The 22,321-nt window shown below is 65.9% G+C and carries 24 protein-coding genes, 1 tRNA gene and 1 pseudogene; 15 read left to right on the top strand and 11 right to left on the bottom strand.

The features are described 5' to 3' along the window. Nucleotides 1-1,105 (top strand): recombinase zinc beta ribbon domain-containing protein (locus QM682_RS12895; RefSeq protein WP_415130362.1); only part of this gene is annotated, 1,105 nt, incomplete at its 5' end. Here QM682_RS12895 and QM682_RS12890 read toward each other — a convergent pair. Continuing rightward, a tRNA-Thr gene (locus tag QM682_RS12890) sits at nucleotides 1,095-1,169 on the bottom strand. The genes QM682_RS12895 and QM682_RS12890 overlap by 11 nt on opposite strands. A 128-nt stretch (nucleotides 1,170-1,297) precedes the next feature. Here QM682_RS12890 and QM682_RS12885 point away from each other — a divergent pair. The 7 genes from QM682_RS12885 to QM682_RS12855 all read left to right on the top strand — a co-directional run bounded on the left by QM682_RS12885 (nucleotide 1,298) and on the right by QM682_RS12855 (nucleotide 6,211). After that, nucleotides 1,298-1,507: a hypothetical protein gene (locus tag QM682_RS12885; protein WP_415130360.1), complete on the top strand. Its 210-nt coding sequence runs from the start codon at nucleotides 1,298-1,300 to the stop codon at nucleotides 1,505-1,507. Nucleotides 1,508-1,519: 12 nt separating this feature from the next. Then, nucleotides 1,520-2,803: a UDP-N-acetylglucosamine 1-carboxyvinyltransferase gene (gene murA / locus QM682_RS12880; RefSeq protein ID WP_415130358.1), complete on the top strand. Its 1,284-nt coding sequence runs from the start codon at nucleotides 1,520-1,522 to the stop codon at nucleotides 2,801-2,803. After that, entirely contained in the window at nucleotides 2,796-3,275 is a 480-nt protein-coding gene (locus QM682_RS12875) for a DUF2948 family protein (protein WP_415130356.1), read from the top strand. Before murA ends, QM682_RS12875 begins: the two co-directional genes overlap by 8 nt. 100 nt (nucleotides 3,276-3,375) lie before the next feature. Further along, a complete protein-coding gene (gene hisD, locus QM682_RS12870) occupies nucleotides 3,376-4,686 on the top strand; it encodes a histidinol dehydrogenase (protein ID WP_415130354.1) in 1,311 nt (436 codons plus the stop codon). Continuing rightward, complete coding sequence (locus tag QM682_RS12865) at nucleotides 4,683-5,171, top strand: UPF0262 family protein (RefSeq protein WP_415130352.1); 489 nt, start codon at nucleotides 4,683-4,685, stop codon at nucleotides 5,169-5,171. Before hisD ends, QM682_RS12865 begins: the two co-directional genes overlap by 4 nt. 3 nt (nucleotides 5,172-5,174) lie before the next feature. After that, nucleotides 5,175-5,654, top strand: coding sequence for a low molecular weight phosphatase family protein (locus tag QM682_RS12860; protein WP_415130350.1), 480 nt, complete (start codon nucleotides 5,175-5,177; stop codon nucleotides 5,652-5,654). 65 nt (nucleotides 5,655-5,719) lie between these two features. Next, the gene (locus tag QM682_RS12855; protein WP_415130348.1) at nucleotides 5,720-6,211 is read left to right on the top strand and encodes a PAS domain-containing protein; all 492 of its coding nucleotides are present in this window, start codon (nucleotides 5,720-5,722) and stop codon (nucleotides 6,209-6,211) included. A 230-nt stretch (nucleotides 6,212-6,441) separates the two neighbouring features. Here QM682_RS12855 and QM682_RS12850 read toward each other — a convergent pair. After that, a pseudogene (locus QM682_RS12850) lies at nucleotides 6,442-6,684 on the bottom strand (transposase); the annotation flags it as partial. 460 nt (nucleotides 6,685-7,144) lie between these two features. Between QM682_RS12850 and QM682_RS12845 the strand changes: the two are divergent. Next, nucleotides 7,145-7,885, top strand: coding sequence for a GNAT family N-acetyltransferase (locus QM682_RS12845; protein WP_415130346.1), 741 nt, complete (start codon nucleotides 7,145-7,147; stop codon nucleotides 7,883-7,885). Here the strand turns inward: QM682_RS12845 and QM682_RS12840 are convergent. After that, nucleotides 7,873-8,604, bottom strand: a complete 732-nt coding sequence (locus tag QM682_RS12840; protein WP_415130344.1) for a response regulator — start codon at nucleotides 8,602-8,604, stop codon at nucleotides 7,873-7,875. The genes QM682_RS12845 and QM682_RS12840 overlap by 13 nt on opposite strands. A 135-nt stretch (nucleotides 8,605-8,739) precedes the next feature. Between QM682_RS12840 and mce the strand changes: the two genes are divergently transcribed. Beyond that, entirely contained in the window at nucleotides 8,740-9,144 is a 405-nt protein-coding gene (mce, locus tag QM682_RS12835; RefSeq protein WP_415130342.1) for a methylmalonyl-CoA epimerase, read from the top strand. Then, the gene (locus QM682_RS12830; protein ID WP_415130340.1) at nucleotides 9,144-9,404 is read left to right on the top strand and encodes a DUF1467 family protein; all 261 of its coding nucleotides are present in this window, start codon (nucleotides 9,144-9,146) and stop codon (nucleotides 9,402-9,404) included. Before mce ends, QM682_RS12830 begins: the two co-directional genes overlap by 1 nt. Here the strand turns inward: QM682_RS12830 and QM682_RS12825 are convergent. The 3 genes from QM682_RS12825 to QM682_RS12815 are packed head-to-tail and all read right to left on the bottom strand — an operon-like array spanning nucleotide 9,370 to nucleotide 11,733. Further along, nucleotides 9,370-10,074, bottom strand: a complete 705-nt coding sequence (locus QM682_RS12825) for an EI24 domain-containing protein (protein WP_415130338.1) — start codon at nucleotides 10,072-10,074, stop codon at nucleotides 9,370-9,372. The two genes, QM682_RS12830 and QM682_RS12825, sit on opposite strands and share 35 nt — an antisense overlap. Next, complete coding sequence (locus tag QM682_RS12820) at nucleotides 10,074-10,640, bottom strand: nitroreductase (protein ID WP_415130336.1); 567 nt, start codon at nucleotides 10,638-10,640, stop codon at nucleotides 10,074-10,076. Before QM682_RS12820 ends, QM682_RS12825 begins: the two co-directional genes overlap by 1 nt. A 1-nt stretch (nucleotide 10,641) precedes the next feature. Further along, nucleotides 10,642-11,733 (bottom strand): class II histone deacetylase, encoded by a 1,092-nt coding sequence (locus tag QM682_RS12815; protein ID WP_415130334.1) that lies wholly within the window; start codon nucleotides 11,731-11,733, stop codon nucleotides 10,642-10,644. Nucleotides 11,734-11,767: 34 nt separating this feature from the next. Between QM682_RS12815 and QM682_RS12810 the strand changes: the two genes are divergently transcribed. Further along, on the top strand, nucleotides 11,768-12,016 hold the full coding sequence (locus QM682_RS12810; RefSeq protein WP_415130332.1) for a DUF167 domain-containing protein: 249 nt from the start codon (nucleotides 11,768-11,770) through the stop codon (nucleotides 12,014-12,016). On the opposite strand, the gene QM682_RS12805 is transcribed toward QM682_RS12810, so the two are convergent. Further along, nucleotides 12,013-12,267, bottom strand: coding sequence for a hypothetical protein (locus QM682_RS12805; RefSeq protein ID WP_415130330.1), 255 nt, complete (start codon nucleotides 12,265-12,267; stop codon nucleotides 12,013-12,015). The two genes, QM682_RS12810 and QM682_RS12805, sit on opposite strands and share 4 nt — an antisense overlap. 150 nt (nucleotides 12,268-12,417) lie before the next feature. Here QM682_RS12805 and QM682_RS12800 point away from each other — a divergent pair, with 150 nt between their 5' ends. Further along, nucleotides 12,418-13,170 carry a M48 family metalloprotease gene (locus QM682_RS12800; RefSeq protein WP_415130328.1) on the top strand — a complete coding sequence of 251 codons (753 nt, stop codon included), beginning with the start codon at nucleotides 12,418-12,420 and terminating at the stop codon, nucleotides 13,168-13,170. 252 nt (nucleotides 13,171-13,422) lie between these two features. Beyond that, on the top strand, nucleotides 13,423-13,770 hold the full coding sequence (locus QM682_RS12795) for a hypothetical protein (protein ID WP_415130326.1): 348 nt from the start codon (nucleotides 13,423-13,425) through the stop codon (nucleotides 13,768-13,770). Nucleotides 13,771-13,869: 99 nt separating this feature from the next. Here QM682_RS12795 and ilvN read toward each other — a convergent pair whose 3' ends face one another. The 3 genes from ilvN to QM682_RS12780 form a co-directional block, all read right to left on the bottom strand. Beyond that, nucleotides 13,870-14,430, bottom strand: coding sequence for an acetolactate synthase small subunit (ilvN, locus tag QM682_RS12790; protein ID WP_415130364.1), 561 nt, complete (start codon nucleotides 14,428-14,430; stop codon nucleotides 13,870-13,872). A 21-nt stretch (nucleotides 14,431-14,451) separates the two neighbouring features. Then, nucleotides 14,452-16,209, bottom strand: a complete 1,758-nt coding sequence (locus tag QM682_RS12785) for an acetolactate synthase 3 large subunit (RefSeq protein ID WP_415130324.1) — start codon at nucleotides 16,207-16,209, stop codon at nucleotides 14,452-14,454. Nucleotides 16,210-16,378: 169 nt separating this feature from the next. Then, nucleotides 16,379-17,212 carry an arginyltransferase gene (locus tag QM682_RS12780; RefSeq protein ID WP_415130322.1) on the bottom strand — a complete coding sequence of 278 codons (834 nt, stop codon included), beginning with the start codon at nucleotides 17,210-17,212 and terminating at the stop codon, nucleotides 16,379-16,381. Nucleotides 17,213-17,500: 288 nt separating this feature from the next. On the opposite strand from QM682_RS12780, the gene QM682_RS12775 reads away from it, so the two are divergent. Next, a complete protein-coding gene (locus tag QM682_RS12775) occupies nucleotides 17,501-20,314 on the top strand; it encodes a glutamine-synthetase adenylyltransferase (RefSeq protein ID WP_415130320.1) in 2,814 nt (937 codons plus the stop codon). 269 nt (nucleotides 20,315-20,583) lie between these two features. On the opposite strand, the gene QM682_RS12770 is transcribed toward QM682_RS12775, so the two are convergent. Further along, complete coding sequence (locus QM682_RS12770; RefSeq protein WP_415130318.1) at nucleotides 20,584-22,305, bottom strand: GH32 C-terminal domain-containing protein; 1,722 nt, start codon at nucleotides 22,303-22,305, stop codon at nucleotides 20,584-20,586. Nucleotides 22,306-22,321: the final 16 nt, after the last annotated feature.

The following is a 22,321-nucleotide window of genomic DNA, read 5'->3' as shown; positions in this document are numbered from 1 at the left end:
CCAAGTCATCCAGAAGATGAAAGCCCGCGTCGAAAGCGGCTATTGGGTGTTCCGCGTTCCGGTCGGCTACAAATACGTTTCCGGCAAAGGTCACGGCGGCAAGGTGCTGGTGCCGGATGAACCGCTGGCAACGGTCGTGCGTGAGGCGCTGGAAGGCTTCGCCTGCGGGCGCTTCGCCTCACAGGCCGAGGTGCAGCGCTTTCTGGAAGGCGACCCCTACTTCCCGAAAGACCGCAAGGACGGCAGCCTGCGTCCGATGACGGTTTCCCGGCTGCTGCGCAAGGTCGTCTATGCGGGCTATGTCGAAGCGCCCGCATGGGGCGTGCCTGTGCGCGAAGGCCAGCATGAGGGGCTGATAGACTTTCGCACCCATCAGCGCATTCTGGACAATCTGGACGGGCGCAAACGGCCAGCCGCCCGCAAGGACTTCAACGAGGACTTCCCCTTGCGCGGGTATGTCTACTGTGCCGATTGCGGTCATGCCATGACCGCCGCATGGTCGAAGGGCATGACGCGCCACTACGCCTATTATCTGTGCGACACGCGCGGTTGCGTATCCAAACGCAAATCCATCCCCCGCGCCAAGATCGAGGACGGTTTTGCTGAAATCCTGCAAGCGTTGCAGCCCACGAAGGGCTTGTTCGACGTGGCGAAGGCCATGTTGCGGGATGCGTGGGCGATGCGGCTGGAAGCTGCGCAGAGCGCCAAGGAAGAATGGCAGCGCCAGCTATCCGAGGTTGGCAAGCAGATCGACGGTTTGCTTGACCGGATCGTGGACGCGACCAACCCCACCGTTATCGGTGCCTATGAGAAACGCATCGAAAAGCTGGAACGGGAAAGATTCGTGCTGGCCGAAAGGGTCGTGCAATCCGTGCCGCCAAAGGGACGGCTGGAGGAAGTTATTGAACTATCCCTAAAATTCCTGTCAAGCCCTTGGAATATATACAAAAATGGAAGCCACGCAATGCGCCAGACAGTGCTGCGTTTGGCCTTTTCGGAACCCCTGAAATACCAACGGAATGAAGGTTATCGAACTCCTGAATTATCCTTCCCTTTCAGGGCTTTAGGTGGATTTTCAGGGCGAAAAAGTGAGATGGTGCTGTGAGAGAGGATTGAACTCTCGACCTCTCCCTTACCAAGGGAGTGCTCTACCACTGAGCTACCACAGCAACGTGGAGGGGCGTTTAGACCGAGTGGCGGGCCCTTGCAAGGGGCTTGATGCAAAAAATCCGCAAATCCGTGCACCCTCTCGGCAGCCCGGCTGGACGGATATGAGCGTTAAGGATAACAGGGGGCCATGACGAAGGGACCTCGTAAAACGGATGCCGCGCAAAGCCGCGATGCGCGCCTCAGGGCGGCGCTGCGGGCCAATCTGGCGCGGCGCAAGGCCCAGGGCCGGGCGCGTGCCGGGGCCGCCGAAGAAGGCTCCCCGCCGGATGAGCAGCAAGGGCAAGCGACCCCGAACGGGGCGGCCCAGAACGAGGCCCGCGACAACGAGGCCCCTTAAAATGAGGACGAAATGGATCAGATCATCGTAAGAGGGAATGGGCCGCTTCATGGCGAGATCCCGATAGCCGGCGCCAAGAACGCCTGTCTGACCCTCATGCCGGCGACGCTTTTGACCGACCAGCCGCTGACGCTGACCAATGCGCCGCGCCTCTCGGACATCCGCACCATGACCGCGCTTCTGCAATCGCTGGGGGCCGAGGTCGCCAGCCTGCAACAGGGCCAGGTGCTGGCCATGTCCAGCCACGACCTGAGCAACCATACCGCCGATTACGACATCGTGCGCAAGATGCGGGCCTCGATCCTGGTGCTGGGGCCGATGCTGGCGCGGGACGGGCATGCGGTGGTCTCATTGCCCGGCGGCTGCGCCATCGGGGCGCGTCCGGTGGACCTGCATCTGCGGGCTTTCGAGGCGATGGGGGCGGAACTGGATCTGCGCGACGGCTATGTCCATGCCAAGGCGCCGGCGGGTGGCCTGCGGGGCGCGGTGATCGACTTCCCCATCGTCTCGGTGGGTGCCACGGAAAACGCGCTGATGGCCGCGACGCTGGCGCGGGGCACCACGGTCATCAGGAACGCCGCGCGCGAGCCCGAGATCGTGGATCTGGCGCAATGCCTGCGTCGCATGGGCGCGCATATCGAGGGCGAGGGCAGCTCGACCATCACCGTCGAGGGGGTGCGGTCGCTGGGCGGCGCCACCCATCCCGTCGTCACCGACCGGATCGAACTTGGCACCTATATGCTGGCCCCCGCGATCTGCGGCGGCGAGGTGGAGTGCCTGGGCGGCCGCATCGACCTGGTTGCCGCCTTCTGCGAAAAGCTGGACGCGGCGGGGGTCGATGTGACCGAGACCGATCGCGGGCTGAAAGTCTCGCGCAAGAATGGGCGGGTGCGCGCCGTCGATGTCGTGACCGAGCCTTTCCCCGGCTTTCCGACCGATCTTCAGGCACAGATGATGGCGCTGCTTTGCACCGCCGAGGGCACCTCGGTGCTGGAGGAGAAGATCTTCGAGAACCGTTTCATGCATGCCCCCGAACTGATCCGCATGGGCGCGCGGATCGAGGTTCATGGCGGCCATGCCACCGTCCAGGGTGTCGGCAAGCTGCGCGGGGCGCGGGTCATGGCGACGGATCTGCGCGCCTCGGTCAGCCTGATCCTGGCGGGCCTTGCCGCCGAGGGTGAAACCATCGTCAGCCGGGTCTATCACCTGGATCGCGGCTATGAGAAAGTCGTGCGCAAGCTGCGCGGCGTGGGCGCGCAGATCGAGCGGATCAAGGAGACGCAGGCCGATGACTGACGCGCGCTTCGCCGATGCCGATCCCGCCCCCCTGGCGCTGTTGGCGGGGGATGCGGAGGATCTGACGGTCATCTCGTCGCTGGTGCAGGATTCGATCCTGCCGGTGACCGAGATTACCTATGACGCCCGCCACCGCCAGCTTGCGCTGTTGCTGAACCGGTTCCGCTGGGAGGATGCCGATTCCGCCCGGCGCGAGGAGCGCCCCTATGAGCGGGTGCGGGCGGTGCTGCTGATCCAGGATGTGCAACGGGTGCAAAGCGACGGCATCGACAAGGCGGATGCGGATCTGGTCCTGGAACTGCTGGCGCTGCGTTGGCTGGCTGGCCATGACGGCGCGGGCCGGCTGCTGCTGGAATTCGCGGGCGACGGCACCATCGCGGTCGATGCCGAATGCCTGAATGTCGAGTTGCGCGACGTGACCCGGCCCTATGCCGCCCCCTCGGGCCGCGCGCCCGCGCATCCCGAGGGCTGAGCATCGGCGGCGCGCCGCATGACCGCAGCGCAAACCGCGCATCCCGCTTGAGCCTTGCGCGCGCTGCGGCTAACACTATCACGACCTTGCGAGCGTGATCATGCCCCTTTTCCTTTCGACCGCCGACCCCGACTTCGAGATCCGCTTCGCCGATATGCTTGCGATGAAGCGCGAGGATGCGTCGGACGTGAACGACGCGGTGGCGGGAATCGTTGCGGATGTGCGGGGCCGGGGCGATGCGGCGCTGGTCGATCTGACCGCGCGCTTCGACCGCCTGGACCTGACGCCCGCGACGCTGGCCTTCGCGCCCGACCAGATCGCGTCCGAGACGGCCAAGGTCTCGGACGAGGACCGGGCCGCGCTGACCACGGCCGCGAATCGCATCCGCGCCTATCACGCCCGCCAGATGCCCGAGGACATGTCTTGGACCGATCCCGAGGGCGCGATGCTGGGCTGGCGCTGGACGCCGGTTTCGGCGGCGGGGCTTTATGTGCCGGGCGGGCAGGCAAGCTATCCGTCCTCGGTGCTGATGAATGCCATTCCCGCCCGCGTCGCCGGGGTCGAGCGGCTGGTGGTCTGCGTGCCGACGCCCGACGGCGTGGTCAACCCGCTGGTCCTGCTGGCCGCGCAACTGGCCGGCGTGGACGAGATCTATCGCATCGGCGGCGCTCAGGCGATCGCGGCCATGGCTTATGGCACCGCGACTGTCCGGCCGGTGGACAAGATCACCGGGCCGGGCAATGCCTATGTCGCCGCCGCCAAGCGTCAGGTCTTTGGCCGCGTGGGCATCGACATGATCGCCGGCCCCTCCGAGGTTCTGATCATCGCCGAAGGCGCGCAGAACCCCGAATGGCTGGCGCTGGACCTGCTGGCCCAGGCCGAACATGACGCCGATGCGCAATCGATCCTGGTTACACCCGACCGCGCGCTTGCCGATGCCGTGGTGGCCGAGGTCGAGCGGCTGCTGCCGACCCTGCCGCGCGCCGCTGTCGCGGGGGCAAGCTGGCGCGATTACGGCACGGTCATCATTGCCCGCGATCTGGACCAGGCGGCGGCGCTTTCTGACCGCGTGGCGCCCGAGCATCTTGAGCTTTGCGTCGACGACCCCGATGCGCTGGCGGCGAAGGTCCGCCATGCCGGGGCGATCTTCCTGGGCGGCTGGACGCCCGAGGCCGTGGGCGATTATGTCAGCGGCCCGAACCATGTGCTGCCCACGGCGCGTTCGGCGCGCTTTTCCTCGGGGCTGTCGGTGATGGATTTCCTGAAGCGCACGACGCTGGCCAAGCTCTCGCCTCGGGCGTTGGGGGCGATCGGCCCCGCCGCCGTCCGCCTTGCCGCCTCCGAGGGGCTGTCGGCCCATGGCATGTCTGTCGCCGCGCGGATCGGCGCCCTGAACCAGGAGAATGCATGACGACCAGCACCGACCGTATCAGCCGGATCGATATCGACGACAGCGCCATGGCCCCTCCGACGGCCGAGATGGAGCAGGACCGCCGCGTGGCCGTCTTCGATCTTCTGGAGGATAACAGCTTCCGCCTGCCCGGACGCGACGACCAGCCTCCGCTCGCGGGGCCTTATGCGCTGCTTCTGGCGATGCGCGACAAGCGCCTGGTCTTCGACATCGGCACCGAGGACGGCCAGAAGGTGGCCGAGTTCCATCTGTCGATGGGTCCGTTCCGGCAGACGGTGAAGGATTACTTCCAGATCTGCGCCAGCTACGTCGATGCGGTGAAGCGCCTTCCCACCGCCCAGATCGAGGCTATCGACATGGCCCGCCGGGGCATTCATAACGAAGGCGCGCGCACGCTTCAGGAGCGGCTGGAAGGCAAGGCCGAGATCGATATCGATACCTCGCGCCGGCTCTTCACCCTCATTTGTGCTTTGATTGAGGGGTGATTCGTGACCGAACCGATTCCGAACTCAGTGCTGTTCTGCTGTGATCACAACGCCATCCGTTCGCCCATGGCCGAAGGGATGATGAAGAAATTCTATGGCCGCGCCGCCTATGTCCAATCGGCCGGGGTCAGGAATGACATGGAGATCGACGGCTTCGCCATCGCCGTCGCCCATGAGATGGGGATCGAGATATCCAAGCATCGCTCGCGCTCGTTCGAAGAGATGAAGGAATGGGGCGACGATCTGGGCAGTTTCGATCTGGTGATCGCGCTGACCCCGGCAAGCCAGAGGCTGGCCCTTGAACTGACACGGGTTTCCCATCTCGAAGTTGAATATTGGCCGATCATGGATCCAACCGGCCTTGCCGAGGGACGCGAGGCGAAGCTGGCGCTTTACCGCCAGGTCCGCGACCAGATCCGTGACCGCATGATAGCGCGTTTCGGCCAACCGACCGAGGCCGAGACAGAGATTCAGGGCGGTTGAGCGCGCTAACCGAATCTTAGGGGATCTGCCTTAGACCTTGGCCTGCAACCGATGCGGAGATGCCAATGTCTGATCACCTGTTGATGGCCCAGGGTCTGGAGCGCGCCATGACCTCGCTTCAGACGCATCGCGCCGTCCTGGCGCTGGATTCGGTGGGGCGCATCGCCGCGATCAACCAATGCTATCTGCGGCTGACGGCTTTTCGGCGCGAGGAACTGGTGGGGCGACCGATCTGGATGCTTCTGGACCTGCCGGAGCGTTGCGCCGGGCGGCTGAGCCAGTTTCTGGACTTGCCCGAAACTGGCGAGGCGCATCTGGCCGACCTTGCCCATGTGACGAAATTCGGCCGCCGCTTCCGCGTCGATGCCCGCATCTTCAGCCTGCGCGATCCAGAGGGACAGCCCGGCGTGAGCGTGCTTTTCGCCCGCCCCGAGGAGGGCGGCGATCTGATCGACATACGGCCCATCCTGCAAAAGATGTCGGACCGGCCCCCGGTCAGGCTGAACCGTGTCGGGATGGAGCACCCGCGCAGCCGTGTGCGGCGTCATGATCATTAGCGGGCCGCGGAAATAGCGGCGCCATTTCCGTGAGCCGAACGATATTCCGGGGTAGGGTGGCATCCTTGGGCCGCGCGATCCCACGATGGTCGAAAGCCCAAAGATCAGTTGCCGCCATCGGGGTCTATGGGATCGGGTGAACACGCATCAATTAAGACGTATCCGATCAGATATCATGGCGATATCGCGGAGGTGCGGGCCGCGAAGGGGGCTCTATCGCGACCCGCGCTCCCATCCCGGATGACGCCCAGGGTGATGTAGACCGCCTTGTTCTTGACCATCCGCCTGTTGGCATCGCGGATCTTGACCCGCAGCGCGTCGAAAATGACGATCGGATACATTCGATCCAGCGCCCGGTGCCGCCAGTCGCGAACCTCGTCCGGCACGGCATCAATGACGCGGCTGATCAGGTCGGGCGAGACCTTCAAGCCATAAAAGTCCTTCAGATGCGCCTGAATGTAGCGCACCGTCATGGCCGCTCAGCCATTGATGGACAACCGCGAAACCGGCCTGCAGATCCTGGTCCCGGAGGTCGCGTGATGGCCTTCGGTTCGATCCGCTCGATCCGGCTTGCGACCTGCCGCAGTCGCGCGGGCATGACCCCGGCGCGCGATGTTCAATCCCTTGATTTCCCAAATGCCGTCACCGCGCATGCTCGGATATCAAGCGCCAGGACCATCCGCGTCGCCGCGCTTGGTCCTGGCGCCTTGGCCTGCGGCGCGGCATGGCGGGGTCAGTCCCGTCGAGAGGCTTGGGGTCGGCTCGGCCTTGCTGCGGTTATCGGTATCCGCATGCGTCGGGTCGATCGGCTTTGCCGCTCGGGCAGGGGAAATGCCGGCCTTGCCTTTGCTCTTGGCCCCCCGAACGATCTTGAACCGCTTGACCTTGCGCCGCCTTCGCGCTCGGATGGGGCGGCAATTGCCCGAGGCTTGAATGTCCCAGCACGCTTCCGACGGAACCGAGCGGCCCCTTGGCCCCCTGTTGCCCGGCTTCGCGCCTCCGCCGCTTCCAGGGCCGGATCGGATCGCCGGGCATCATGTCACGCTGGAACGGCTGGATCCGGCGCACCATGCCGAGGAGCTTTTCGGCGCGAACCGGGGCCAGGATCAGCTTTGGGATTATCTGGCCTATGGTCCTTTCGCCGATCTTGCGCAGTATCGCGACTGGCAGGCGCGGATGGCGGCTAGCCCGGATCCGCTTTTCTATGCCATGCGCGACCGGCGCGGCGGGCGGGTCGGGGGTGTGGCCTCGTATCTGCGCATCGATCCGGGCAATGGCGTGATCGAGATCGGTCATATCCAGATCGCCCCCGTCCTGCAACGAAGCCCCGCCGCGACCGAGGCGATATCGCTGATGATCCGCTGGGCCTTCGACGCGGGCTATCGTCGCGTCGAGTGGAAATGCAATGCGCTGAATGCGCCGTCGATCACCGCCGCGCGGCGTTATGGCTTTACCTATGAGGGCACGTTCCGTCAGCATATGGTCACGCGTGGGCGCAACCGGGATACGGCCTGGTTCGCGATCCTGGACCGGGAATGGCCCGCGCTTGAGGCCGCGCACCGGCTTTGGCTGGCGCCGGGGAATTTCGATGCGCAAGGGCGGCAAATGTGCCGCCTCTCGGACCTGACCCGCGCCGCGAGGGCAGGGGCCGAGCCGCCCTCTCAAGGCGCGTGATTGGCCGTCAGCCGATCCTGCACAATGCTGCTGATCCGCGCCAGGTCCACGGCCAGCGCCTGGCCCTGGGCGTGGCCGCGCACCAGCGTCGTGGCCGCGTCCTCAAGCACCGGATCATGCGAGGACCGGGCCACGCCGGCCAGGAAGCGGGCGATATAGTCGATGGCGGCGATGTCGTCGGCCTGGTTCAGCACCTCGGCTACATGGGCCAGATCGTCGCGCAGCGCGTCGGCATCGGGCACGATCATGTCATCGGGCAAAAGCCGCAATCCGCGCGGCTGTGCATCCATGGGCAGGGCGCTTAGGATCGCCTGCTGGAAATTCGCCAGGCTTTCGATCGGCTTGACGATGAAGCCGTCCGCCCCCGCCGCCATCGCTCCCGCCCGGTTTTCGGGATCGCCGGAGGTTCCCAGGATCACCGGCACGCGGGGCGTGGCGCGCGCGATGGTCGCGATCACCTCGGCCCCGTCGCCATCGGGCAGGCCCATATCCACGATCACCGCGCCGGGGTGATAGGTCTGCAAATGTCGCAGCGCCGCCCTGACCGTATCGGCCCGCCGGATCCGCGCGCCCGAGCGCAGGCACAAAAGCCGCACCGCCTCGGAGGCGAAGCGCGAATCCTCGACCACAAGCACCGTCAGGCCGGTCAGCGGCCGCCCCGGCAAGCTGGTAAGCCGGGTCGGGATATCGTCCATGGGATTCATCAGATCGTCGCTCATCACCAGTTTCCCGTCTGAAAGGATCTTTCCTGTCCTCAGATCTCTGCTGATTCGGCTAAGAACCCGTTAACGGCGCCGGTTTTCCTTTTCCCCGGCTGCCTCAGCGCCTAGAAAAGCCTCAAACCGGAGGGAAAGATGATCGGACGCCTGAACCATGTCGCCATTGCCGTGCCGGATCTTGCGGCGGCTTCGGCGCAATATGCCAATACGCTGGGCGCCAAGGTCGGCGCGCCGCAGGACGAGCCGGATCACGGCGTCACCGTGGTCTTCATCGAACTGCCGAACACCAAGGTCGAACTGCTGTATCCCCTGGGCGAGAACAGCCCGATCCAGGGCTTTCTGGACAAGAACCCCTCGGGCGGCATCCATCACATGTGCTTCGAGGTCGACGACATCATCGCCGCCCGCGACCGCCTGAAGGCCGAGGGAGCGCGCGTCCTGGGCACGGGCGAGCCGAAGATCGGCGCCCATGGCAAGCCGGTGCTGTTCCTGCATCCCAAGGATTTCAACGGCTGTCTGATCGAGTTGGAGCAGGTCTGATGAGCCTGACCGGCGGCATCGTGCTTTATTCGGTCCTGTGGTTTCTGGTCATGTTCGTGCTCTTGCCGATCGGCCAGAAAAGCCAGGCGGATATGGGAGAGGTGACGCCCGGCACGCCGGCGGGCGCGCCTTACCAGCCACGGCTGGGGCGCAAGGCATGGCTGGCCACGCTGATCGCGGGGGTGATCTGGGCGCTGATCGCCTGGGTCATCATCGGCGGGCTGATCACCCGCGCCGACCTTGAGGCATGGACCCGCTGACAAGGTGAAATAGGTGGGTGAACCCCGCCGCCGCCAGCACCGGCACCAGCACGTTCAGCACCGGCACCGTCAGCAGAAGGGCGATCAACACGCCCAGCACCGTCGCCTGCGTCATGCGTGCCTTGCGCAAGGCCGTCGCCTGCGGCTCGTGCAGGTGGCGCCGGGCGGCCATCTGAAAGAACTCGCGCCCCAGAAGCCAGCCATTGCCCAGATAGAACAGGACCGAGGCCAGCGGCCCCAGGAAGGGTGTCAGCGCCAGCGTCAGCAGCGTCACCCCAAGGACCGCGCCCAGCACGGCCAGGCTTTCCAGCAGCCCGTCCCAGAAATCGACGGGCAGTCCCCTTGCGGCCGGATAATGCACATCCTCGACCGCATCGGCCACGCGCTCGGCGAAAAGCCCGGCGAAACCGGCGGCGACCGGGGCCATCAGAAAGATCGACATGACCGGAAACAGCAGAAGCGAGCCCCAGGACAGCGCCGCGTTGACAGGGACGGGGCCGATCCAGGGCAGCGTCAGCGTCTGGGGCGCGAAATACTGCACCGCCCAGACGGTCAGCGCCTGAAGCGCCACGAATAAAAGCAGCGTCAGCCCGACCCCCAGCAGGACGACCCCGAAGATGCGGGGCCGCAGCAGGTCGCGCCAGGCCAGGACCAGCGCGCGGATGGGCATCACAGGAACCGGGTCTTGGCGGCGATGTCCGGGCGCGGACGCTCGGGCGGGGTGGCGCCGCGCTGGCCGATATGGACCAGGCCCACGATCCGCTCGTGCGGGGCAAGGTCCAGATGGGCGCGCGCGAAATCGGCCTGCGCCGCCGGCCCGGTCAGCCAGGCCGCGCCATAGCCCAAGGCCAGCGCCGCGTTGACCAGCCCCAGACAGACCGCGCCCGAGGACAGGAACTGTTCCCATTCAGGGATCTTGGGGCTTTCGACCGGGGCGAAGACCACCGCCACGATCACCGGCGAATCAAAGGCCGAGCGCGCCTTTTCCACCGCCGCCGCATCGCCGCCCCGCGCCGCGACATGATCGGCCAGCAGCGGCGCCAGCCGGTCCAGCGCCGCGCGTTCCAGCACGATGAAACGCCAGGGTTCCAGCTTGCCATGGTCGGGCACGCGGGCCGCGATTCCCAGCAGGTCCAGCAGTTCCCCGCGCGCTGGTGCGGGGGCGCTTAGCAGCTTGGGCGGATGCGAGCGCCGGCCGCGCAGGAAGGAAAGCACTGTTTCGTCTTTGTCTTGCACGTCAAACCTCAAAGAATTCCGCAAGCTCGCGCAGATGCGCCGAGACATGGTTGACCCAGGCCGCGCCGGGTTGGCGGGCGGCGATGACCTCGGCCAGCGGATCGGGCGCGAGGATGCGCGAACGCGCCAGCCGGGCGATGGCGGCATGGCCGCAAAAGGGCACATACGCTTCGGAATAGCCGCCTTCATGGACCAGCGCCAGCCGCCCGTCGCAAAGATCGTCGGCCGCGACCTGGACCTGCGCGGCCATGGTGCGGAACGCATCGGCCGAAAGCAGCATCCGCCCCAGCGGGTCCAGCGCCGAGGCGTCGTAGCCGCAGGCGACGATGATCATCTCGGGCGCGTGGCGTTCCAGCGCGGGCAGGACGATCCGCTCCATTGCCTCGTGATATGAGGCGTCGCCGCAGCCGGGGGGCAGGGGGATGTTGATATTCGCGCCCTCGGCCCCGCGCAGGTCCGCGTCGCCCGTATCCAGCGGATAGTTGCGTTCCTGGTGGATCGAGATGGTCAGCACATCGGGATCGTCCAGGAAGATCGCCTCGGTCCCGTTGCCGTGATGCACATCCCAGTCGACCACCGCGAAACGCTGGGCCAACCCGTCGGCGCGGGCGGCCTGGATGGCGATGGCGATATTGGCCAGCAGGCAGAAGCCGTTCGGATCGTCGGGCAGGCAATGATGGCCGGGGGGGCGCGTCAGCGCATAGGCATTGGTCAACTCGCCCCGCAGCACCTGGGCGACTGCGGCCTTGGCCAGCCCCGCCGACAGGGCCGCCATCTCATAGCCGCCCTTCTGGAAAGGGGCGTGGTGGCCGATCTCGCCCCCGCCGGCATCCGAGAGCGCCTTGAAACGGTCCAGGTAATGCGCCGGATGGACGCGCAGCAGATCCTCACGCGTGGCGGGTGGTGCCGAGGCGGGGCGCAATTCGGTCATCAGCCCGCTGACGCGCATCAGGTTGACCAGGCGGCGCTTGCTTTCGGGGCTTTCGGGCAGGCCCGCGCCGGGCTGCACCAGGCCGCCCACGGGCAGGGTCAGCGCATAGTCGCCGCCGCCATGCCAAAGCGTCCATTCGTCGTGAAAGAACCCGGTCGCCATTGCCTTTTCCGTTCCTTTTCCGTTTCAAGGAAGCATGACCGATCTAAGCCATCTTGCGCAAGCGGGCGCCCTGATCACGGTGCGGGTGACGCCGCGCGCCGCCCGCAATGCCGTGATCGCGCAAGAGGGCACGCTGCGCGTGACCGTCACCACCGTTCCCGAGGACGGCAAGGCCAATGCCGCCGTGATCAAGCTTCTGGCGAAATCGCTGGGCATCGCCAAGTCGCGGCTGGTGCTGGTCAAGGGGGCCACATCGCGCGACAAGACCTTCAGGATCGACTAGCGCCGCTCCAGCCGGTAATTCCCCTCGGGCAGGTTCAACGCGGCGCGCAGTTCCTCCAGTTGCTCGATGGTCAGCATGATCTGCACCAGTTCGCCCGTATCGGGGTCGAACTGCTCGATCAGCACGCGGTCGTCGAAGCTTTGGATCACCACATCCTCGTTCAGCGGCCGCGCGCCCACGGTCGATCCCTGGGGCAGTTCATCGACCAGGGTGATCACGGTGGCGTCGAAATCATGCTCGATGGTGAACATCTGAAAGGGTCCTTCCTTGGCCGTCCTGGCCAATTTTTGCGTGAAGCGGCGGGCGTGGCAAGCCCGGTGCTTGGCATCCTGGGGCGCGCGCGGCTAGATTAGCACGAACAGGCGGCGGGTTCGCGATAGGGATGCTGGCAGGGGATGCGAATGTTCAGGAGATGGCAGATGGCGGCGGTGGCGGCACTGGCGGCGGCAGGCTGCGCGGTCCAGCCCTATCCCCAGCCGACGACGACGCCCGAGCAGAACGTCCCCGTCGCCATCAAGCCGTCGCCGGATCGTGCCGAGGGTGCCCGCGCCTCGGCTCGGTCCTTCGTCCAGGTGATCAGCCGCATGGAACCCGCGGTCGAGCGTGAATGCCTGCAACGCCGCACCCAGCCGATCAATTGCGACTTTCAATTCGTCGTGGACGACCGTCCGGGGCTTGAGCCGAACGCCTTCCAGACCGTGGACGACAGCGGCCGCCCGATCATCGGCTTCACCCTTTCGCTGATCGGCGAGGCGCGCAATGCCGACGAACTGGCCTTTGTCGTGGGCCACGAGGCCAGCCATCACATCCTGGGCCATATCAACCGCAAGAGCAGCGCCGCCGCGATGGGGGCGGTGATTCTGGGGGGGCTGGCCAGCGCCTATGGCGGCAATTCCGAGGCCATCGAAAGTGCCCAGCAGATGGGGGCCCAGTTCGGCGCCCGCTATTATTCCAAGGAGTGGGAGCTTCAGGCCGATTACCTGGGCGCGATCATCACCCTGAAGGCCGGCTACGATCCCCAGCACGGTGCGCAGTTTTTCGCTCGAATCCCCGATCCGGGCGACCGCGTCTTAGGCACTCACCCCTCGCGTGCGTCGCGCGTCGCGCAGGTTAACCGCGCGGTTGCCGACTATTTGGCAGGCAGAGCACGATAATTTTTCAACCTGTGGCAGGTTTGCAGCAGATGCTGGGATCGGCATAATGTGTTGCTATAAAAGGGAAATCCCCTCAGGTGCGCATCAGGATTGTTACGATTTGATAAGGCGGACCGCGTGTTTGAAATATTTGTTCGCGTCATGGATGTGATGGTGTTGAGAATTCGCTTCCGTAAGCGAGAGTTCGCCGATAACGTCGGCTTAATTCATGCGGTGGCCCGCCAAACCGGGCAGTTTACTTAAGGACAATTCATGATTGGTGTCATCCTCTGGAGTAGCGTGGTCAAGGAAAAGGCAGTGATCTGGTGCGAGGATCACGCGTCCTTGGCCTATCTCCAGGGCCGCGAAAACCTGACCGAGGGCAGTATCTGGCCCGAAGCCGGTGATTTGGTCGAGTTGGAATCAGAGACGATCGAGACCCTGCGCCATGCTCGCTCGGTCATCCTGGTTCCGGCGCTGAAACGCTCGGAACTGCCCAGCCTGCTGGGCGAAATGGGCCAGGGCGCGACCACCAGGCAGCAGCCCGTGCTGCGGGTGATATCGAACTCAAACTACGCGGAAAAACCGGCCGCAGCGCAGAAAGTCGCAGTGGCGGGCTGATCGAAGGCCCATTTCACGTCGAAGCGCAATAGGAAAGGTTCCGAGCCATGGCCCGGAACCTTTTTTGTTTTCATCCCGCGCGGGGCGGGTTTAAGGTTCCTAGAGGCCGCGTGCCAGGGCCGCGACGCCGGTGCGTGCCATGTCCGTCAGTCCCAGCGGGCGCATCAATTCGGCAAAGGCGTCCAGCTTTTCGGGCGTGCCGGTCATCTCGAAGACAAAGCTCTCCAATGTCGAATCGACCACGTTGGCGCGAAAGATCTCGGCGATTCGCAGCGCCTCGACCCGCTTTTCGCCCTTGCCACCGACCTTGAAGAGGCCAAGCTCGCGTTCGACGCTGGGGCCTTCGACGGTCAGGTCGTGGACATCGTGGACCGGGACGATACGGCCAAGCTGGGCCTTGATCTGTTCGATCACCGCCGGGGTGCCGCGCGTGACGATGGTGATGCGCGAGCGGTGGCCCAGATGGTCCACCTCGGCCACGGTCAGGCTGTCGATATTGTAGCCCCGGCCGGAAAACAGGCCGATCACGCGGGCCAGGACGCCCGGCTCGTTCTCGACCAGCACGGCCAGGGTGTGGCTTTCGTTCAGCTCGGCATTGGGGTCGCGCAGGTCATAGGCCGAATGGCTGGACGCGCCCTTATGGATGTTCAGTGCCGCCATGTTCATCTCGCTTTCCGTATATCAGACCAGGGCCGCGCCGGCGCCGGTGATGGCGCCATCGGTCGAGGCTTCGCCCAGCAGCATCTCGTTATGCGGCTTGCCCGAGGGGATCATCGGGAAGCAGTTCTCATGCTTCTCGACCATCACGTCCAGGATGAAGGGACCGTCATAGTCCAGCATCTCCTGGATCGCTGCGTCCAGGTCGGCCGGATCGCTGACCAGCCGGCCCTTGCAGCCGAAAGCCTCGGCCAGCTTGACGAAGTCGGGCAGGCTTTCGGACCAGCTTTGGCTGTAGCGTTCGCCATGCAGAAGCTGCTGCCATTGCCGCACCATGCCCAGCCGCTCGTTGTTCAGGATGAACTGCTTGACGGGCGCGCGGAACTGCACGGCCGTGCCCATTTCCTGCATGTTCATCAGCCAGGACGCCTCGCCCGCGACGTTGATCACCAGCGCCTCGGGATGGGCGACCTGCACCCCGATCGAGGCGGGCAGGCCATAGCCCATCGTCCCCAGGCCGCCCGAGGTCATCCAGTGGTTCGGTTCCTGGAAATGCAGGAACTGCGCGGCCCACATCTGATGCTGGCCCACTTCGGTGGTGATGTAGCGGTCGCGGCGGTGTTTGGTCAGCGCCTCAAGCCGTTCCAGCGCGTGCTGCGGTTTGATCACCTTGTCCGAATTGCGGTATTTCAGGCAGCCGACCGATTTCCACGCCTCGATCTGCGCCCACCATTGCGTCAGGCCCGCGCGGTTCACCTTGCGGCCGCGCGACTTCCAGATGTTCAGCATGTCTTCCAGCACATGGCCGACATCGCCGGGGATCGGCAGGTCCACATGGATGACCTTGTTGATCGAACTGGGGTCGATGTCGATCTGCGCCTTGACCGAGCCGGGGCTGAAATCCGCCACCCGCCCGGTGATGCGGTCGTCGAAACGTGCGCCGACGGCGATCATCAGGTCGCAGTCGTGCATGGCCATGTTGGCCTCGTAAAGCCCGTGCATGCCCAGCATGCCGATCCACGCCTTGCCCGCGGCAGGATAGGCCCCCAGCCCCATCAGCGTCGAGGTGACGGGAAAGCCCGTCGCATCGGCCAGTTCGCGCAGAAGCTGGCTGGCACCGGGACCGGAATTGATGACGCCGCCGCCGGTGTAGAGGATCGGCCGCTCGGCCTTTTCCATCAGTTCGACCAGCCGGGTGATCTGTTCCGGGTTGCCTTTCTTCGCCGGCTGATAGCTGGGCTTGGCGATCTGCCTGGGACCGACATATTCGCCGGTCGCGAATTGCACATCCTTGGGGATGTCGATCAGCACCGGCCCCGGACGCCCCGAGGTCGCGACATGGAACGCCTTGTGGATGGTCGTCGCCAGGTCGTCGGTTTCCTTGACCAGCCAGTTATGCTTGGTGCAGGGGCGGGTGATGCCGACGGTATCGGCCTCCTGGAAGCCGTCGGTGCCGATCAGGAAGGTCGGAACCTGACCCGACAGCACGACCAGCGGGATCGAATCCAGAAGCGCGTCGGTCAGGCCGGTGACCGCATTGGTCGCGCCCGGCCCCGAGGTGACCAGGACGACGCCGGGCTTGCCGGTCGAACGCGCATAACCCTCGGCCATGTGGACCGCGCCCTGTTCGTGGCGCACCAGCACATGCTTGATGTCGTTCTGCTGGAAGATCTCGTCATAGATGGGTAGCACCGCGCCGCCCGGATAGCCGAATACCGTATCGACGCCCTGATCGCGCAGAGCTTCGATAACCATTCTTGCACCCGTCATGCTTCGGGACATGCCCATTCTCCTTGATCCAGAACGAAAGCGGCGGGTCATGGGGTGATCCGCGCCGCGCTGGCGGAAACTATGGGCAGAGTCGGGCGGGGTCAATGCCGAATATCCAAGAAAATGACCCTGAAACCCAAATTATTGAAATTTTATTACCGAATATTGATCTTTCTGGCAATTATTTCTGTTTTTGTGGTAAGGTGATCCTGGCCACCTGCTCGACGATGGGGTCGATGGAAAGCGGGTGGATGTCTGACGCGTGCTGCGCCGGGTCGCCGATGGGCTGCCAGACGCCGCCCTTGTAGATCTCCAGCGCCGAAAAGCGGGCCTTGTAATCCATCTTGCGGCTGCCCGGCACCCAGTAGCCTAGGTAGACGAAGGGCAGGCCCGCGCTGCGCGCCAATTCGATATGGTCCAGGATGATATAGGTGCCGATGCTCGACCCCTCGAACCGAGGATCGTAGAAGCTGTAGACTAGGCTCAGCCCGTCATCCAGAACGTCGGTCAGGCAGGTCGCGATCAGCCGGTCCCCGTCCGAGACCGGCGCGCCCGGCTCGGTCAGCCGGTATTCGATGACGCGGGTGCGGACCGGCGTTTCCTCGATCATGGCGGCGAATTCGAAGATGTCCATGTCGGCCATGCCGCCATCGGCATGGCGTTCGTCCAGGTAGCGGCGGAACAGCTCATACTGCTCCTCGGTCGCCCAGGCGCTGGTGGCAAGGCGCCGCAGCCCCTGGTTGCGCCGCAGCACCCGCCTCTGCGTGCGCGAGGGCTGGAATTCCGAAATCCTGATCCGCGCGGACATGCAGGCCACGCAGCTTTCGCAGCTGGGCCGGTAAAGCACGTTCTGCGAGCGGCGGAAGCCCTGCCGCGACAGCGCGTTGTTCAACTCGTTCGCATTGTCGCCCGCCAGGGCGGTGAACAGCTTCCGTTCGGCGCGGCCATGCAGATAGGGGCAGGGCTGCGGCGCCGTCACATAGAACTGCGGCGCGTGGGGAAGGGTGTGGCGCATCAGCCGCGCCCTCGTGCGGACGGTCCATGCGGCCACGGCGAGCGGGGCGAATCTGATCGGTCTGGACTGGCGCGCATCTGTCTGAACGGCGTTTTTCGGTGAAACATGGAATGGAATGTGCCGGAGCCTAGCAACAGTTCCCGCGCCCGCCAAGCGTCGAAACCCGAAGTTTTTCTCGATCGCCGCCAAATCCCTGTCCGGGCGGGCGAAAGCGGTGCCAGACGCGGCCCGTTCGCGTGGCGCGGCGCACCCATTGACCTTGCCCCGGCGCCGTTTAGGCTTTGTCCCATGAGCTTTTCATCGCGCATGACCCGCCTTCCGATTCCCATGGTGCCCGCCCGCGGCCAGGCGGCGGCCGAGCGTCTGGGCCTGTCCGATTCCGCCCTGTCCGACCTTCTGCGCGGCGCGGCGGGGTCCAGCCCCTATCTTGCCGGGCTGATCGAGCGCGAAGCCGAGTGGCTTTCCGCGCGTTTTGGCGGGACGGTCGTCGACCCCGGCCAATTGGTCGCCGAGGAAACGGCGGGCTTCGGCGATCTGACGGCCGACCGGCTTGGCCCATCCCTGCGCCAGGCCAAGCGGCGCGTGGCGCTTTGGACCGCGCTTTGCGATCTGGGCGGGGTGTGGCGGCTTGAGCAGGTGACAGGCGCGCTGACCGACCTGGCGGATCGGGCCACGGATCTGGCGCTGCGCGTCCATGTCGCGCAAGAGCGCGCGCGCGGCAAGCTGCCGGCGACCGATTCCGACGCGGGCGGGATCACCGCGCTTGCCATGGGCAAGATGGGGGCGGGGGAACTGAACTATTCCTCGGACATCGACCTGATCGTCTTTTACGACGATGCCGCCTATGCCCTCGACGACCAGCATGAGGCCCGCGCGGCGCTGATCCGCGCCACCCGCAAGGCGGCGGCGACGCTTTCGGACATTACCGATCAGGGCTATGTCTTCCGCACCGATCTGCGGCTGCGCCCCGACGCGGCGGTGACGCCGGTCTGCATCTCGGTCTCGGCGGCGCTGGCCTATTACGAGGCCGAGGGGCGCACATGGGAACGCGGCGCCTATATCAAGGCGCGACCCTGCGCAGGAAACATTGCCGTGGGCGAGCGTTTCCTGCGTGACCTGACCCCCTTCGTCTGGCGCCGGCACCTGGATTTCGCGACCATCCAGGACACCGACGACATGCGCCGCCGCATTCGTGATCACAAGGGCCTGAACGGCCGGATCGAGGTGCCGGGCCATAACATGAAGCTGGGCCAGGGCGGCATCCGCGAGATCGAATTCTTCACCCAGACCCGGCAATTGATCGCCGGCGGACGCGACCCCGACCTGCGCGTGCGCGGCACCTTGCCGGGCCTGGCGCTGCTGGCCGAAAAAGGCTGGGTGCCGCCCGAGGTGGCCGAGGCCCTGGCCCGCCATTACCGCGAGCATCGCGATATCGAACATCGCATCCAGATGGTGAACGACGCCCAGACCCATCTGGTGCCCTCGACGCCCGATGGGGTGGCGACCATCGCCCATCTTTCGGGCGAGGCCGACACCGCCGCCTGGTCGCGGCGCCTGGCCGGACGCCTGGCCGAGGTCGAGGCGCTGACCGCCGATTTCTTCACCCCGGCGGATCGTGGCAGGCGCCCGGACCTTCCTTCCGAGGCCGAGGCGCTGGTCGCCCGCTGGCCCGCCTATCCGGCGCTGCGTTCGGAACGCGCGCGGCAGGTCTTCACCCGGATCGAGCCGGAACTGCTGAACCGCCTGACCGCCGCCGCCCATGCGGGCGAGGCGCTGGCCCGGTTCGACTCTTTCCTTTCGCGCCTGCCCGCCGGGGTGCAGCTCTTCTCGCTTTTCGAGGCCAATCCGCAGTTGATAGATTTGATCGCGGACATCTGCGGCACCGCGCCGGGCCTGGCCGCCTATCTCGCGCGTCATGCCGAGGTTCTGGACGCGGTCCTGGGGGGCAGCTTCTTTTCGGAATGGCCGGGCGGCACGGCGCTGCGCCGGGATCTGGAAACCACGCTGGCGAATGTGCTGGCCGCACCCGGCGGCGGGTATGAGCGCGCGCTGGACGCGGCGCGGCGTTGGGCGCATGAATGGCAGTTCCGCACCGGGGTGCATCACCTGCGTGCCCTGATCGGCGCCGAAGAGGCCGGGACGCAATATGCCGACATCGCCGATGCGGCGGTGGGCGCGCTGTTTCCGGTGGTGGCGGGCGAATTCGCCCTGCGCCACGGTCCGCCCCCCGGTCGCGGCGCGGTCGTGCTGGGCATGGGTTCGCTTGGCGCGCGCCAGCTTAATGCCGCCTCGGACCTGGATCTGATCGTCATCTATGATTCGGATGGAGCGGAAAGCTCGGCCGGACCGAAGCCGCTGGCGCCGCGCGCCTATTACGCGCGGCTGACCCAGGCGGTGATCACCGCGATTTCCGCGCCGACCTCGGCCGGCAGGCTTTATGAGGTGGACATGCGGCTGCGCCCCTCGGGGCGGCAGGGGCCTGTCGCGACCTCGGTGCAAAGCTTCCGCGACTACCAGATGACCGAAGCCTGGACCTGGGAACATCTGGCCCTGACCCGCGCCCGCGTCATCGGTGTCTGCGGGGCCAAGGGCGCGGAATTGGGAGACCTGGTAGAGGCGCTGCGGGTCGAGGTGATGGCCGCGCGTGGCAACGACGCGCGTGTGATCCCCGACCTGGCCGAGATGCGGGCGCGCATCTTTGCCGCCAAGGCCCCGGATGGCGCCTGGGAGGCCAAGATCGGCCGGGGGCGCTTGCAGGATATCGAGCTTCTGGCGCAAAGCTTCGCCCTGCGCGCCGCCACTCCTGCCCGAGGCGCGATGGCGCAGTTGCGCGCCGGTCCCCGCGCGTCCCTGATCGACCGCGCCCGCGCCGAGGATCTTGCCTCGGCTCGCCGGTTCCTGTGGAATCTGCAAGCGGCGGGCCGGCTCTTGACGGAAAAGCCGCTCGACATGGAGAATATCGGCAAGGGCGGCCAGGCATTTCTGCTGCGCGAGACCGGGACGACCACCCTGGACGAGCTTGCCGCGTGCCTGACCGCGCATGTCGAGACCGCCGGCCAGATCATCGACGCAGCCCTGACCCCTGCCGTGGCCAAAGATTGAAGGCGCCTGCCGCCCGAACCGCCCTCGGAGTGATCGGTGGCTGGATCAAGGATGAAGCCACCCGCATCCGGGGTCGAAAGCGCGCATCGCGCGCGAGTTCACCCCAGTTCGACCCGCAGCCGCCTGGCTGTCGGGTAAAACCGGGGCAGGACCAGATATCCGGGCGTGGAAATCGGATCAGGTCGCGTCCATAAGGACCTGGGCGTTACGCATTGCGGATGGCTCTTTGCCGTCCGGGCGGAAGCGCGGGTTCTTTGGGCGGCGGTGCGTCAGCCTTTCGCCTCCGGCTGGGAATTGCCCTGGGGCAGGGAACCCGCCGGACGCAGGGTCCAGACCTGAACCGTCCCGACCGCATCGGCATCGCCATGAAACCGGATCCCGGTGAATGGTTCATCGCTGTCCAGGCGCTTCGTCGCGCACCAGCGGCCATCGTCGGCATAGATCTCGATCAGGCCGGTATCGACGAAGATGCGCAGCCGGGTGATCGCGGCCTCCTCGGCGGCATAGCGCGGAACCGTCCGTGTGCCCGGCGGATCGAATTGCAATTCCAGCGACGTGCCGGTCGAGACCAGCGCGACATGATGCGTCGGATGCGTCAACTCAAGCGAGAAGGTCGCGCCGGGCGAGGTGAGCTCAAGCTCGATCTCGGCCAGTCCCTGCGGCAGGGCCAGCGGCTGGGCCCGCGACTGGGCCAAGGCGGCGGGATCGTTCAGGATCAGATCCTGGCGCAACTCGGCCACCGTCTCGACCGGCGGGGTCAGCAGCCTCCCGTCCCGCCACAGCAGGCGGCGCGGAAAGGTCATGGCGCTGGGGAAGTCGCGGTCCTTGAACACATCGGTCCAGTTCGCCGCCCAGGCCATCGCGATGGGGCCGTGCTGGCCGTGGCGGAAGCTTTGGAAAGCATAGGCGTCGGTGGCGAAATCGGCCTCGCGCCGGGCGATTTCGTGGAAGCGTTGCCCGTCGAAGCGACCGACCAGCGCATAGGACATGTTGCGCCGGCGCGAAATCTCGTCCCGCGCGCCGATCAGGCCGAAGAACAGCACCCAAAGCCCTTCGCCCTCGCCCTCAAGCGCGATCATGCAGGGGCATTCGACGGGAATGCCTGCCCGCATCGGCTCGGCATGCAGCGGGCCTATGAAGGTCCAGCCGTCGGCGGCCTCGGGGTCGGCGGTTTCGTAAAGCAGCACCAGCCCGCCCGCGTCGTCGCCGCCGCCCAGCAGCATCTTCCACCGCCCGTCCGGGCCGCGAAAGACATAGGGATCGCGCATGTCGCGCCGGAAGCCGGGCAGGGGCGGGCGGTCGCGGACCACGGCCCGCGATTCCGCGGGTGTCAGAAGATCGGCCGTATCGGTCAGCATCTGCCATTCCCAGTTCGGTTCGCGGTCGTCCTGCCGGTCGGTATAGAACAGCCGCAGCGAACCATCGGCCCGGACGATCGCGGAACCCGAAAACGCGCCGCCGACCTTGGCGTCATCGGCCAGCAGTTCCGGCCGGGGATCCAGGAAGATCGGCAGATGCACCCAGTCGACCAGGTTCGCCGAGCAGGCATGGCCCCAATGCATGGTGTTCCAGCGGCGGCTGTGCGGATAGTGCTGGTAAAAGGCATGGGTCACGCCGCCGATCTCGATCATGCCGTTGGGGTCGTTCATCCAGCCCCATGGCGGTTGCAGGTGCAACTGGTAGCGGCGGCCGTCATTGGCATTGCGGGGCGTGGTCCACAGCAGGCGTACGCCGTCCTGGAGCACGCGATTCCCATAGGCATAGGCCAGCGAGACCTGGGTATCGTCATCGGCCCAGCGGACCGTCACCGGACCCGGCGCGGCGATGCGATGGCTGGCCCGGCGGTAGTCGTCGCTTGCGCTGCCCGCCAGTTCCGTCCGGCCGCCCTTGGCGTCAAGGATCTCGACGCGCCACTCGCCATGGTCGGGGCAGGGGCGGGCCCAGATCTCGATGAGGTCATCCTGGGCAAGGACGGTGTCGAAGGCTGGCATGTTCGTTCATTCTCCT

Origin of the sequence: Paracoccus sp. (in: a-proteobacteria) (genome assembly GCF_047605025.1) — a bacterium.
GTDB lineage: Bacteria > Pseudomonadota > Alphaproteobacteria > Rhodobacterales > Rhodobacteraceae > Paracoccus.
This window is presented reverse-complemented; position numbering and strand designations above follow the sequence as displayed.